The sequence below is a fragment of the Bradyrhizobium amphicarpaeae genome (assembly GCF_002266435.3).
Taxonomy (GTDB): domain Bacteria; phylum Pseudomonadota; class Alphaproteobacteria; order Rhizobiales; family Xanthobacteraceae; genus Bradyrhizobium; species Bradyrhizobium amphicarpaeae.
The window spans coordinates 5,062,837-5,076,182 of the sequence record NZ_CP029426.2; the positions used below are offsets into that span (position 1 = coordinate 5,062,837).

The window sequence follows — 13,346 nt, forward strand, 5'->3', positions numbered from 1 at the left end:
CTACTTCCCCGCCTGCCATTGACCCGATACGCCCAAAATCACCCTGACGCGGCCTGAGCCGGCGTCGCTCAGCGCCGTGGTCTGCGGCACCTGGACGTCGAGCTGATCGACGAACAGGAACGGCATGCCGGCCTCGAGATCGTACAGCAGCCTCTGGAGCGCCGGCTGCTCGAGCTCACAGCTCACGACGAGGCCGACGAAACCATCCTTCACTTGCGCGCCGGAGACATCGACCTGCGAAGACTGAACCTGGCCGCCGACATTGCCGACCGCGGCCGCAACACGCTGCAACAGATTGGCGCCGGCGACCGTCACGGTCGGCCCCTCCAGGAACGGGGTGCCGGGATGCTCGGCCATCGCGGACGCGGTATTCCTGGTGCCGCCCTTGCGGCCGCGAAACTGGTCGAGCAGGTCGGCGGTCTGCGCCAGGGCCTGTCGATGGGCGACGATTTCGCCGATCGACAGCCCCGTCGTCAGCAGCAGCGCGCCCGCAATCGCCACATAGAGCGTGACCGCGATGAGGGGCGAACTCGCAAGCGCCCGCGTAACCGCATTGCCGCCGGTGACCTTGGCGATGCTCATGGCGCGTTCCTCGGCTCGATCTGTGCCTCGATGTGGAAGCGCTCACCGGGATCGGAGGAGCTGCGCGTGGTCGGAGCATAGAAGGTCGCGCGGGTGAAGTGTTGCGACTGCTCTATCAAGGGGATCAGCGAGGGCGCATCTTGGGTGATGCCGCCGATTTGCAGCTTGTTGCCCGCCAGATGCAGCTCGGTGACATAGGTGTGGTCGGGCAACACCCGGCTCAGCGTTTCCAGCACGATCACGCTCGCCGGCGCCTCGTATTTCCGGCGTTCGAGCAGCGCGAGCGGCGAGCGCTCGCCGCCGTCGCTGCCGCGGAGCGCGGCGCGGCGCTGGGTGATCTGCCGTTCCAGTTCCCTCTCCTGCGCGCCGAGGCTGTCGGCCAGATAGCTTGCGGCGACCGATCCGGCCACGGCGGCCACGGCGATGAGGGCCAACGCCGCCTGCAGCGCCCGGCTCAGCCGCGCCGGATCGACCGCGCCGCGCGATCTCTGTTCGAACACCTTGATGCGTCCGCCCGCGGTCGCCTCCGTCGCGATCGCGATGGCCGACGGATGGAACGGCGCCACGGCCTCGACATAGCTCATCGCCAGCTTGCGCGGCGCGGCGGCGATCTCGGTCGTGATGCTGTCGCTGCCATGCGGCGCCGGGGCACGGCAGCCGAACACGGCCTCGCTTGCGGTCCACGGCGTCAGCCGGTCGATCTGCGCCCGCACGATACCGTCGAGGAAATCGGCCGCGCGCGCCGGCAGCTCCAGCGGACGAAACAGGAAGCGCTGTGGCCGCAGCACGATTTCGACGCGGCTGCCACGGACGATCTGCGCGAGATTGGCGTCCGCAAACTTGCCATCCGTGAACGCGATCTCGCTTGGAACGTTCTCAGCCTTCGCCGCCTCCAGCGCGAACGCGCCGGTCTCGCTTTCCACCAGCCGCACCACCCGCGGCGACACGATCCGCTCCAGGGCGCGAACGATTGCGCCGGCCACGGTGCCGGTCCAGGCATCGAGAACGGCGCGGAGGGGTTCGAGCGAGCTCATCTCACAGAGGCTTTCCGGCGGAGCCGTCGACGGCGTTGTGCCACGACAACACACGATACGGCTCATCGCCGCTTTCGAGAAGCAGGATGACGATCTCGGCCGAGCTCCGCCGATGCGACGGCAACTCGACCGCGACCGTCACCCGGTACGCCTTCGAGCCCTCGACTGTCGCGTTGGTGCCGCCGGCAAGCCCGACCAGGGCTCGGGGATCGAGATTCGGGTCGGCGCGGTCGCGCAGCACCTGTTGCAGCAACCCGGGCGTCATGCCCGGCAACCCCGCTACCACCTGCGGCGCGGCGTCGAGCAAATTCACCGCCCGCATGTTGCTGAACACCGTGACGAAGGGCAGCACGCGCTCCACGACGGCGGCGGGAATGCCGCGCACCAGCCAGAGCTCCTCGCTGTGCGGAAACGGCGCGTGGCGCGGCAGATAGGGCGCGCCGAGCGTGCGATAGTAGGAATCCTCGGGATTGTCCTGGCCAGGCTCCGTCGACGAGCGCCAGGCGAGAATCCGGTCGGCATAGACGGGCGCATCCGTCGCGGAGACACCGAGCGCCGTCATCAGGCCCGACAGCAGCGGCTTCGGCGCCATGTTCAGGTCGACGCGGGCAGCCTCCGAGCGGAACGTCACGCTCACCCTTCCGGCACCGACGCGGGCATTGAAGGTACCGCTGGTCGGACGCGCGGCCTCGTTCCGCGCGGTCAGACGGTAGGCCGCCAGCTCGATCCCGGCGTTCACCAGTGCATCGGCCTGCAACCTGTCGGCATTGACGGCGACCGTGACCGCCGTGTTGGTGACGTAGGTCAGGTAGATCAGCGCGAGCGCCGCCAGCGCCGCCAGCATCCAGAGCACGGCGACGACGATGAAGCCGCGGTCGTCGGCAAGCCCCGCCTGGTCGCGCCGTGCGCCGCTCACAGCTGCTGCTCCTGTTTCTCCGCCTGCTGCGGCCGGGTGCGCGCCGTGACGCAAGCCGCCGGATTCCTGGCCCGCGCGCATTCGGCCGGCGCCGTGATGTGCGGGACCACCGCGCCCGAGACTGCAAGCACCTGCCCGGTCCCGCTGTCGCGCACGGTGACACGGACGCGGTCCGGCAGTTGCGCCTGCCCGCGCCAGATCGGCTGCCACTGACCGTCCGGTCCGGCATAAGCGAAGCTCACGCGGAACGGCGCCCGGATCAGCACGACCTGATCGACGAAGCGGATCTGCCCGTCGGTCGGCATCGGCTGGAACGGCGCGCGCTCGCGCACCAGCGCGAGCCCCTGCGCGTCGGCCTTCTCGATCAGACGGACGAATTCGAGGCCCGGGCGCGTGCTCGGACCGATTGCCGTGCGCAGGAAGGTGACCGACAATTGGGCGCCATCGAACAGCGGCACCTTGGCATCGCCGTTCACTGTGATCTGCTCGGCAACGGAGAGGTCGGCGACGATCCGGTCGAGCCCGATCGCGAGACGCTCGGCCCGCTGCACGCGAGCGATGCCGCGATTCCAGTTCGGCAGCCATTGCGCCGTCACGGTCGCCAGCGCGGCCAGGATGACGGTCATCAGCAAGGTCGCGAGCAACACTTCGAGCAGGGTGAAGCCGGCCTCGTCGGCCAGTGCGCGGCGCAAGCGCTGCGTTACCGGGCGCTTCATTGCGAAGCCCTCGGCACCAGCTTCACCGTCGTAACCTGGATCGCACTGCCGTCGGCGCGCTGGAGGCGCAGATTGACGGCCAATGGCACGAAGCGATCGCTGGCGGGATCTCCGCCCGGCACGTTCATCGGCGCAACGTCGACCCGCCAGCGGCTGCCGGCCAGTTCGCCGCTGCGCCGGCCGGGTTTCAGCAGGGAGCGCGTCGGCAGGTCGGCAAGCAAGGTCTCGGCCGTGCCGGCGAGTGCCATACGCTGGTCGATCGCGCGCGTGCCCTTCGCCGTCGTGGCGACGACCGCACCGATCGTCCCGAGCACGACCGCGATGATCGCGAGCGCGACCAGCGTCTCGATCAGGGTGAAGCCGGCGCTATCAGAGCAGCTTCTGCGGGACAATCTCGACGCCTCCTGTCAGCCAGTTGACGCGCACCTCATATCCCATGCCGGGCCGCGCCAGCGCGATCACCCCGCCGCACGACATGCCCGATGGAAAGAAATCGATCGACCGTCCCGCGGCCCGGTCGGCACAGCGCGAAGCCAGCATCGCCTGCACCACCACGTCATCGGGCAGGCGGATGGTCCTCCCGGTCACGCCGGAACGGATTGCGCGCGCCTCCGCATCCACCAGGGTCGCCACCCTGGTTTGCCGGCGCAGCGCCGCGTTGCGGTCGGCTTTCAGCAACGCCGCGGTCTCGACCGCGTAGCTCTCCAGCCGCGCCCGCGTCGTGCTGCGCGGAATCGCCGGCAGGATGATGGCCGCGAGCAGGCCGATGATCGCGAGCACGCACAGAATCTCGATCAGCGCAAAGCCGCGCGCATCGCGGATGCCTTCAGCGCGTGCCGCTGACAATGTCGGCCGCCGTTCCACCGCCGCCTTCCTGACCGTCTGATCCGAGCGAGATGATCTCATAAGGCGCGCTCGCAGCCGGCGCACGGTAGACGTAGATATGCCCCCACGGGTCGTTCGGCACCACGCCGCCGCGCAGATAAGGGCCATTCCAGCCGGCCTGATTGGTGTTGCGGGTCAGGGCGGAGAGGCCCTCGTTCGACGTCGGATAGCGGCCGAGATCGAGGAAGTAGAGATCGAGCGCGCTGGAAAAGCTCTCGATCTGGATCTTCGCCGCCTTCGCCTTGGACTCGCTGAGATAGTTCAGCACCCGCGGGCCGACCAGCGCCATGATCATCCCGATGATGGTGATGACGACCAGCATCTCGACCAGGGTGAAGCCCGCCTCCCCGCGGCCTGCGCGCCGCCGGCGGCGCTTTGACGATCGATGTTTCGTCACCTCAAATCCTCCAACTATCAATTCAACCGACAATCTGGCTCACCGACATCAGCGCCGTCATCACCGACGTGATCAGGCCGCCGACGACCAGCGAGATCGCGATGATCGCCGCCGGGCCAGCGATGCCGACCGCGCGGTCCAGCGTGCGCTGCAGCTTGGCTTCGTAGAATTCCGCGATGCGTCCCGACAGCATCGGCAATTGCCCGGTCTCGTCGCCGAGCCGGAGCATGCGCACCGCCATTGCGGGCAGCGCCTCGGTCTCGGCCAGCGCATCGGACAGCTTCGAGCCATGGCGAACGCGATCTGCGGCATCGCTCCAGACCGCGGACGGGCCGGTCGTCGCCATCATGTCGACGAGGATGCGCAGCGTGATGGTGAGATTGACGCCGCTGCCGAGCAGCAGGCCGAGATTGCGGCAGAACAGCGCCGTCCGGTACGCGCTCATCACGTTGCGAATGGCCGGCAGCCTCGTGATGGCATTGGCGGCGGCGCGGCGGACACGCTCTTGCCGGAGCAGCAGCCACGCCGCAGCGATCATGGCCGCAAGACCAGCCAGGACCGCATCCGAATTGCCGCGCAGGAAGGTGGAGATGTTGAGGAAGACTCCGACGACCGGATCGATCTTGGCGCCGAAATCCTGCAACACGGACGCAAACTGCGGCAGCACGAAGGTGAGGAAGAACAACAGCACGCAGCCCGCTGCGCCCAGCACGAACAGGGGATAGCGGATCGCATCCGACAGCCGCCGCCGCAACGCCTCGCTGCGGGTGCGCTCGCCGGCCAGCACTTCCAGCACCTGGTCCAGCGATCCCGAGGCCTCGCCGACCCGCACCAGCGCAACATACATCGCCGGAAACAGCCCTTCGTGCCGCGCCAGCGCTTCGGCAAAGCTCTCGCCCGCGACGACGCGCGAGCGGATGTCGGCAACGACCGGGCGCAGCCGCCCGAAATCGGGATCGGCCGCGAGCAGCTCCAATCCGTCATTGATGCGGGCACCGGCGCGCAGCAACAGCGCGAGGTCGCGGGTGAAGATGGTGACGTCTTCGGGCTTCGGCCTGTTGAAGAGGCTGAACACCCGGCCCGCCGAACCGCCCTCTTCCGGCGTGACGTTGTCGACCAGCACGAGACCGAGCCGCTCGATCCGCTGGGCGACGTCGCCCGGCGCAGGCGCGACGATGGCGCCGGAGACCAGTTCGCCGTTGGCGTTGAGCGCGCGGTAACGATAGTTCGGCATGGGTGTCAGCGCACCGTCGTGACGCGGAAGACCTCAGGCACTGTCGTCAGCCCGGCCCGGCATTTGGCCACTGCATCCTCCAGCATCGTCGTCATGCCGCCCCGCATCGCGGCGGCGTCGATCGAGTGGGAGTCGGTCTGCGGGCCGATCAGCGTGCGCACCTCGTCGGACATTTCCAGGATCTCGAACACGCCGTTGCGGCCGCGATAGCCGGTGCCGCCGCAGCGTTCGCAGCCGCCGGCCTCATGCACGACCTCGCCGCACTTGAAGCCGATCACCGCAAAGCGCGGGTCCTCGGCGAGATCGGCCTCGGTCAGCGCATGCGGGACCTTGCAGCGGTCGCAGAGCACGCGCACCAGGCGCTGCGCCACCACCGCGCGCAGCGTGGACTTCAGCAGGAAGCCCTCGATACCAAGATCGATCAGACGCGGCACGGCGGCCGCGGCGGTCTCGGTGTGCAGGGTCGTCAGAACGAGATGGCCGGTGAGTGCCGCGTGAATCGCGATATGCGCGGTCTCGGCGTCGCGGACCTCGCCGACCATGATCACGTCGGGGTCCTGGCGGACGAAGGCGCGCATCGCCGAGGCGAAGGTCAGCCCGATCGACGGCTTGACCTGGGACTGGTTGATGCCGGCAATCTCGTATTCGACCGGATCCTCGATGGTGAGGATCTTGCGCGTCGGCTCGTTCAGGATCGACAGCATGGTCGCGAGCGTCGTGGTCTTGCCGCTGCCGGTCGGTCCCGTGACCACGATCATGCCGTGCGGCATCGCGAGCAGCCGCGTCATCACGCTCTCGTCGCGCGCGGCAAGACCGAGCTTGCTCATTTCCAGCAGGCCGCGGTCGCGCGGCAGCAGGCGGATCACAGCGCTCTCGCCATGCTGCGTCGGCATCGTCGCGACGCGAACGTCGATCTCGCTGCGCCCGACGCGGACGCGAGCCGCGCCGTCCTGCGGCAGGCGCCGTTCGGCGATGTTGAGGCTGGCGAGAATCTTGATGCGCGAGATCAGCGCCTGCGGCGGAATGCCGTGCGGCGACGGCAGCGCACGCAACAGGCCGTCGACGCGCATGCGCACCGTCAGCCCGGCACGGAACGGCTCGACATGGATGTCGCTGGCGCGCAGATCCACCGCGCGCTCCAGCAGATCGTTGAGCGCGCGCACCACCGGCGCGCCGCTGGCGAGATCGCGCAGGCTTTCGATGTCGTCCTCGGACTGCTGCGCAACGTTCCTGCCGCTTCGATCGGCATTTGCGTCGTCGGCATCGGCCCGTTGATCGAGCACCGTGGCGATGTCCTCGTATGAGGCCACGACGACATCGACCGGTGCGCCGAACACGATCTCGGCGGCGCGAATGGCCGCCGTGTCGGAGGGGTCGGCGACAGCGAGCCGAAGAACTTCGTTGGATGCAGTGAAAGGAAAGATGGTGGATTCACGCAGGAAGCGGCGCGAGAAACCGTCGAGGCGAGGCGTGGCCGCGAGCAGTTGCGGAAGGCTCAGCCGCGGCAGACCAAAATGGCCGGAGACTTCATCTGCGAATTCGGCCGCGGAGAGATCGGTCGCCTCCCACAATTCGCGCAAGGGACGCGTGAGCGCGGGGGTGGCCGATTTTTCGACATGGGCATGCGCCCACTGCGGCAATGAGTATTTTTCCAGGAGGTGCTGCCGAAAGCTATCTGCGGAGCGGTCGCGCATCGCATTCACAGCGTTGACCTTGTTACCTGAAAGCAACAACTTCGGCGAGTGACGGCAGGCCCTTTGCCCTTGACTTATTTCTTAGCAAAAACATAATCGCTGCGCAAATTATTGCGTATCCGAACCAAGACGGATGCAACCCAGCCACATCCAGCGTTGGCAGGCGTATTTTGTTTAAGGTGGTTCAGCCGCTTTTGCGCCGTCGTTCAGCGTTGTCTGGAACGCTCCTTCTGTTGTCCTCCGCCTTCGTGCTCGGCGCCTGCATCGTGACCGCCGACAGGTCGATCGAAGCCGATCCAAAGGACCCGCGCGCCCAGGACATCGCCGACAAGGTCCGCTCCCTCGATCTCCAGCCACGTCAACCCGCGGATGCAGGCACAGGCGGCATTGCGCAGGCAAGATCATCGAAGCCGGCGATCTATCTCAGCGATGGTGCAACGCCGCAAGGCGGCGCGCTGGCCGAGCGCGACGATGGCGGCGGCAGCGGCTACGACCTCAATTTCGAGAACGCGCCGGTCGCCAGCGTCGCAAAGGTCATCCTTGGTGACGTACTCAACGTCGGCTACACGATCGATCCGCGCGTCCAGGGAACTGTGACCCTGGCCTCGGTGCGGCCGGTGCCCAAGGCGGACGCGCTCTTCGTGCTGGAGAACGCGCTGCGCATGTCCGGTGTCGCGCTGGTCCGTGACCGCACCGGCTATCGCCTGCTGCCGGCGCCGGAGGCCGGTCCCGGCGGCGTCGACCGCTCCATGAACGCCGCGGCCGGCCAGGGCGTCACCGTGGTGCCGCTGCGCTACGTTTCGGCGCAGAACATCTTCAAGCTGCTCGATGCCTTCGGCGTGAAGGCCCAGACCATGCGTCCGGACAGCGCCCGCAACACGCTGATCGTCAGCGGCAGCGGCACCGACCGGGCGACAGCGGTCGACACCATCCTCTCCTTCGACGCCGACTGGATGCGCGGGCAATCGGTCGGCATCTTCCCGGTGCGAAACTCCACGCCCGAGCCGCTGATCTCCGAGATCGAAAAGATCATGGATTCAGGCGAAGGCGGACTGGGCCAGAACGTGGTGAAATTCCAGCCGATCGGCCGGCTCAACGCGATCCTGGTCGTCAGCCAGAAACCGGAATACCTCAAGCGCGCGCAGACATGGATCACGCGGCTGGACCGCTCCGACACCGACGGCGTGAACCTGAAGTCCTATCCGCTGCGTTACGGCAACTCCAAGGCGGTAGTGGCACTGCTGAATGAGATCCTGTTCAGCCAGAGCGCGACCAGCAGTTCCTCGCTCGACAATTCCGCCGGCCAGATCTCGCCCGGCGCGGGCATCGCGACGTCCTCGTCCGGGACCAATCCGATCGCCTCGCTCAGTGCGCTTCCAACCGCAGCCTCGGGCGCCGCAACCCCGGTCACCGGCGCTCCCGGCTCGTCGCTGGCCGCGCGTCCCGCCCCTGCGGCGTCGGGCGTACCCGGCCAGGATAACGGCTCCGGCTCGCTGCTCGGCAGCGGCGCAAAACCCGTCAACAATGCCATCCTTCAGAACGTTCGCATCACCGCCGACGTCACCAACAACGCGGTGCTGGTCTATGCCAACGCGGAATCGCAGCGCGTCGTCGAGCAGACGATCCGGCAAATCGACCGGCCGCAGCGCCAGATCGCGATCGAGGCGACGATCGCCGAAGTCACGCTGAACGACGCGCTGAACTACGGCGTCCAGTTCTTCATCGCCAGCAAGCAAGGCTCGGTCTCCAACGTCATCGGCGGTGTCAGCAACAGCGCCGCGGTCGGCAGCAACGTCGAGCAGCAGACCAGCGCGGTCAACGCCGCCGCCGGCGCGCTGCTCGGCCGCGCGCTGCCCGGCTTCAACTTTCTGATCGGCGCGGAAAACTCCCCGCGCGTGGTGCTCGATGCGCTCCACAACGTCACCACCGTCAAGGTGCTGTCCAACCCGTCGCTGGTCGTGCTGGACAACCAGCCGGCGACCTTGCAGGTCGGCGACCAGGTCCCGTTCTCGACCGGCACCGCGACCGTGCTGACCGCGAACAACACCGTCGTCAACACCATCGACTACAAGAACACCGGCATCATCCTGCGTGTGCTCCCGCGCGCCAACGCCAACGGCAACGTCGTGCTCGACATCGAGCAGGAGATCTCGAGCGTCGCCGCCGGCAGCACCGGCTCGCTGACGCCGACGATCTCGCAGCGCCGAGTCAAGAGCTCGATCGCGGTGACGAGCGGGCAGACCGTGCTGCTCGCCGGCCTGATCAGCGAGACCGAGAACAAGCAACGTCAGGGCATTCCGATCCTCGATTCCCTTCCCGGCGTCGGCGATGCGTTCTCGCACCAGGGCACGACGCGCGCCCGCACCGAGCTGATCCTGTTCATCCGCCCGACCGTCATCAAGGACGGCGTCGATGCGCACGTCATTGCGGAGGAGATGCGCAGCAAGATGAACAGCCGCCTGGTCGGCACCAGCAATCCCGTCGTCACCGTGAACCCGCCCAAGGCGGCGCGCTAGGGCGTGACGGATCGGGCGGCGAGGGTCGGGACGGGCGCTGCGCTCGCGCTCGCCCTGCTGCTCGGCGTCATCGCAAGCCTCGTCACTGCCCCGGGCGCCGAAGGCCTTTACGGCGCGTTCCTGGCCGCCCTGATGCTTGCGATCGCGGCGAACGATGCGCGCCACTACCGCATTCCGAACGAGCTGACGGGCGCCGCCTTCGCGCTCGCGCTGCTTCGTGCCGGCGCGTTCGTGCCCGATATCGGTGCCGAGGCGCTGCTCTGGCCGCTGACCCGCGCCGCGGCCACGGGCCTGCCGCTGCTGCTGCTGATGGTGCTCTACCGCCGCTGGCGCGGTCGCGACGGGCTCGGGCTCGGCGACGTCAAGCTCGCCGCGGTCTGCGGCGCCTGGCTTGACCTTGCGACCGTCGTCGTGGTGATCGAGCTTGCGGCGTTGCTTGCGATCGGTGCCTATGCCGCCAATGCCGCCCTGCAACGGAAGCCGCTGCGCGCCACGGCCTTCCTGCCGTTCGGGCTGTTCCTGGCGCCGGCGATCTGGATCGGCTGGCTGGGCGAGACCTGGTACGTGAACTGGCTCGGCTGAAAGCGAGGGGCTGGATCATCGCCATTGCGGACCCTGCTCACATCAAAGATGCGAAAACAACCCCATGCACAGTAGAAGGCGGCCGCGTTATCAAGGACTTAGGGGTTGCACTCACGACGGTTTTGACCGAGCGATTTGACGCGTCGGGCAAAACACCGGCATGGCGGTCTTCGTGACGTCGATGGTCCGCGCCGCCCATTCCTGAACACCAGGAGCCGGCGGGCCTTCAAGGCGCAGCGCTCAGTGCTCGCGGCTCGGCGTCCATTCCAGCGCCCGCAGGCGGGCCTGGGCGATCTCTCCGCGCGTCATCTTGGTGGTGACGGCGTCGCGGATCCTGGCCCGCGCCTCGCGTGCCGGCGGCGGTGCCGCCGCCGTGGACAGATTGAGCCATTTGGAAGCTTCGACGATGTCCTGCGGCACGCCCTGGCCGCGATCGTAGAGCAGACCCAGCGAATATTGAGCGCGGCTGTCGCCCTGCTCCGCCGCGCGCCGGTACCACATCGCAGCCTCGGTGTAGTTCTGCGGCACGCCGCGGCCGGTCTCGAACAGGAAACCGAGATAAGATTGTGCCGCCGCGTTGCCCCGCTCGGCGAGCGGGATGAAGATGCGGGATGCCGTGACATAGTCCTGACGATTGAAAGCGGAGACGCCCTGGCGGAACGATTGGGCGTGGGCCGGGACTGCGAAGGCCAAAGTCAGCAGAACGGCGGCACAGCCCCACCGCGCCCGTCGCCAAAAGCCGGGCGTCTGCGGCGCCGCATGACCGAACCTCGGATCCCGATTGTGGAGGGTCTCCATGCCCACCCGCGCTCCCCTGCTTGTGCGGCCAGACTAGTCTGCAGGCATTCTGAAATCCATAGGGACCCCGGGCGCAAAAAAGCTCCGGGCGCAACGCGCCCGGAACTCGTCGATAGCGTCGGCCTAATGATATCCGCCCGCGGTGGCCGGTGTCGTGTCCGGAGCGTTGCCGTTGATCTGGTTGTCCAGATAGGACAGTACGTTGCCAGTCGTTGCTGCGCCGAGATTGTTGACGATTACCGAGCGGCCGATCCGGGCTGCCGCAGCGCCGCTGAGGGCAAGAGCCGTGCTCAGATTCTCGGAGATGGTGCTGTTGTTGACCTGCACGTTGGACGAACCCTGCACGTTCAGGCCGACGAAGTTCTTGTGAATGGCGGTGTTGTTGATCAGGACCCGGGTGCTGCCGCCATTGGTGTTGATGCTGATCCCCCGCCAGCCGCCGCAGCGCCGTTGTGCGAAATGACGCTGTCGCGGATCATCAGCATCGAGTTGAAATTCGACGGATTGGAGAAAATGCCGGTTCCCGACGCGCCGTTGAAATCCCTGATGAAGCAGTGCTCGATGACCACCGAGGCCGCCTGGAGGATGTTGACGCCCTTGAGTCCCGTGCCGGCACCTGAGATGTCGAGACCGCGCAGCACCACGTGATCGGTCGCCGCGGCGTTGACGTTGACGCCATTGGTGCCGGACCCCAGGATGCTGCCGACGACGCCTTCGCAGTAGATCGAAATTGCCTTGGTGATCGTCACCGCGCCGTAGCCGGCGGAATCGAGACAATTGATCTCGCCGCCGGCGGCCGTCTTCGAGATTGCGCCGGCGAAGGTCTTGCACGGAGCGGTGCGGCTGCACGGATTGACGTCATCGCCGACACCGGAAACCCACGTTCTGGTCGCCTGGGCATGAGCCGGCTGCGACACGGCGAACGGCAAGACCAATCCCGCCAAGAGCGCCCATAGAGCAATGCGACGCATTTTCAACCTCCCAAATTGAACTGAAAATTTCACGCTATTGTTGCCAGAAGAAAGTCACGAGCAGCTGCGGGCTAGTGATACCCGCCCGCGGTGGCCGGCGTCGTGTCCGGCGCGTTGCCGTTGATCTGGTTGTCCAGATAAGACAGCACATTGCCGGAGGTCGCTGCCCCCAGATTGTTGACGATCACAGAGCGGCCGATGCGAGCCGCGGCGGCGCCGCTAAGGGCGAGGCCCGTACCGAGATTTTCGGAGATGGTGCTGTTGTTGATCTGGACGTTGGACGATCCCTGCACGGTTACGCCAACGAAGTTCTTGTGGATGGCCGTGTTGTTGAGAAGGCCCCGCGAACTGCCACCGTTGGTATTGATGCTGATTCCGGCGCCATCGGCCGCGGTGCCGTTGTGCGAGATCACGCTGTCGCGGATCATGAGCATCGAATTGAAGTTCAACGGATTGACGAAGACGCCGACCCCGCCCGCACTGTTGAAGTTCCTGATGTAGCAGTGCTCGATGACCACCGAGGCCGCCTGGAGGATGTTGACGCCCTTGATGCCGGTTCCGGCCCCGTCGATATCCAGGCCGCGCAGCACGATGTGATCGGTCGCGGCTGCGTTCACGATCACGCCGGAGCTCCCGGCTGCGAGGATGCCGCCGACGACGCCTTCGCAATAGATAGAGATCGCCTTGGTGATGGTCACGACGCCGAACCCCGCGGAGTCGAGACAATTGATCTCTCCGCCCGCCGCCGTCTTCGAGATCGCCCCGGGAAAGGTCTTACATGGGGCGGTGCGGCTGCAGGGATTGGCGTCGTCGCCCACGCCCGACACCCATGTTCTGGTGGCCTGGGCATGAGCCGGTGTTGCGATCAACGGTGCGAACAATCCTGCGACCAGAGCCAAGAGTGCAATTCGACGCATTTCTCGTCCTCCCAAGATTAAGCTGAGATCAGCTTGTTGCCATGCACAAGTCTTCGCTGCCGCAGCCCGCGGTTGGCGCGGCCCTACGGCATCATTCTCCATAT

General features: G+C 66.8%; 15 protein-coding genes. 2 read left to right on the forward strand and 13 right to left on the reverse strand.

Annotated elements, in window-relative coordinates:
- Genes gspM through CIT40_RS23840 form a run of 9 tightly spaced genes read right to left on the reverse strand, consistent with a single transcriptional unit; the run spans window position 1 to window position 7,458 of the window.
- The gene (gene gspM, locus CIT40_RS23800) at window positions 1-582 is read right to left on the reverse strand and encodes a type II secretion system protein GspM (protein WP_094891444.1); all 582 of its coding nucleotides are present in this window, start codon (window positions 580-582) and stop codon (window positions 1-3) included.
- Entirely contained in the window at window positions 579-1,616 is a 1,038-nt protein-coding gene (locus tag CIT40_RS23805) for a PilN domain-containing protein (protein ID WP_148667221.1), read from the reverse strand. The genes gspM and CIT40_RS23805 overlap by 4 nt, the downstream gene beginning before the upstream one ends.
- Window position 1,617: 1 nt before the next feature.
- Window positions 1,618-2,532 carry a type II secretion system minor pseudopilin gene (locus CIT40_RS23810; protein ID WP_094891442.1) on the reverse strand — a complete coding sequence of 305 codons (915 nt, stop codon included), beginning with the start codon at window positions 2,530-2,532 and terminating at the stop codon, window positions 1,618-1,620.
- Window positions 2,529-3,248 (reverse strand): general secretion pathway protein GspJ, encoded by a 720-nt coding sequence (locus tag CIT40_RS23815; RefSeq protein ID WP_094891441.1) that lies wholly within the window; start codon window positions 3,246-3,248, stop codon window positions 2,529-2,531. The genes CIT40_RS23810 and CIT40_RS23815 overlap by 4 nt, the downstream gene beginning before the upstream one ends.
- The gene (locus CIT40_RS23820) at window positions 3,245-3,640 is read right to left on the reverse strand and encodes a PulJ/GspJ family protein (protein ID WP_094891440.1); all 396 of its coding nucleotides are present in this window, start codon (window positions 3,638-3,640) and stop codon (window positions 3,245-3,247) included. Before CIT40_RS23820 ends, CIT40_RS23815 begins: the two co-directional genes overlap by 4 nt.
- On the reverse strand, window positions 3,618-4,112 hold the full coding sequence (locus CIT40_RS23825) for a prepilin-type N-terminal cleavage/methylation domain-containing protein (protein WP_094891439.1): 495 nt from the start codon (window positions 4,110-4,112) through the stop codon (window positions 3,618-3,620). Before CIT40_RS23825 ends, CIT40_RS23820 begins: the two co-directional genes overlap by 23 nt.
- A complete protein-coding gene (gene gspG / locus CIT40_RS23830) occupies window positions 4,075-4,530 on the reverse strand; it encodes a type II secretion system major pseudopilin GspG (RefSeq protein WP_094891438.1) in 456 nt (151 codons plus the stop codon). The genes CIT40_RS23825 and gspG overlap by 38 nt, the downstream gene beginning before the upstream one ends.
- A 22-nt stretch (window positions 4,531-4,552) precedes the next feature.
- On the reverse strand, window positions 4,553-5,764 hold the full coding sequence (locus CIT40_RS23835) for a type II secretion system F family protein (protein WP_094891437.1): 1,212 nt from the start codon (window positions 5,762-5,764) through the stop codon (window positions 4,553-4,555).
- A 5-nt stretch (window positions 5,765-5,769) separates the two neighbouring features.
- Entirely contained in the window at window positions 5,770-7,458 is a 1,689-nt protein-coding gene (locus CIT40_RS23840) for a GspE/PulE family protein (protein WP_414645368.1), read from the reverse strand.
- Between the two features lie 233 nt (window positions 7,459-7,691).
- Between CIT40_RS23840 and gspD the strand changes: the two genes are divergently transcribed.
- Window positions 7,692-9,974: a type II secretion system secretin GspD gene (gene gspD, locus CIT40_RS23845; RefSeq protein ID WP_244611833.1), complete on the forward strand. Its 2,283-nt coding sequence runs from the start codon at window positions 7,692-7,694 to the stop codon at window positions 9,972-9,974.
- A 3-nt stretch (window positions 9,975-9,977) separates the two neighbouring features.
- Window positions 9,978-10,556, forward strand: coding sequence for a prepilin peptidase (locus tag CIT40_RS23850; RefSeq protein ID WP_094891434.1), 579 nt, complete (start codon window positions 9,978-9,980; stop codon window positions 10,554-10,556).
- A 240-nt stretch (window positions 10,557-10,796) separates the two neighbouring features.
- Here CIT40_RS23850 and CIT40_RS23855 read toward each other — a convergent pair whose 3' ends face one another.
- From CIT40_RS23855 to CIT40_RS23870, 4 genes are all read right to left on the reverse strand, one after another.
- Window positions 10,797-11,354 carry a tetratricopeptide repeat protein gene (locus CIT40_RS23855; RefSeq protein WP_094891433.1) on the reverse strand — a complete coding sequence of 186 codons (558 nt, stop codon included), beginning with the start codon at window positions 11,352-11,354 and terminating at the stop codon, window positions 10,797-10,799.
- Between the two features lie 123 nt (window positions 11,355-11,477).
- Entirely contained in the window at window positions 11,478-11,681 is a 204-nt protein-coding gene (locus CIT40_RS23860; protein ID WP_334265212.1) for a hypothetical protein, read from the reverse strand.
- A 59-nt stretch (window positions 11,682-11,740) separates the two neighbouring features.
- On the reverse strand, window positions 11,741-12,325 hold the full coding sequence (locus CIT40_RS23865) for a right-handed parallel beta-helix repeat-containing protein (RefSeq protein ID WP_334265213.1): 585 nt from the start codon (window positions 12,323-12,325) through the stop codon (window positions 11,741-11,743).
- Between the two features lie 71 nt (window positions 12,326-12,396).
- The gene (locus tag CIT40_RS23870) at window positions 12,397-13,344 is read right to left on the reverse strand and encodes a right-handed parallel beta-helix repeat-containing protein (protein ID WP_244611834.1); all 948 of its coding nucleotides are present in this window, start codon (window positions 13,342-13,344) and stop codon (window positions 12,397-12,399) included.
- Window positions 13,345-13,346 lie beyond the last annotated feature (2 nt).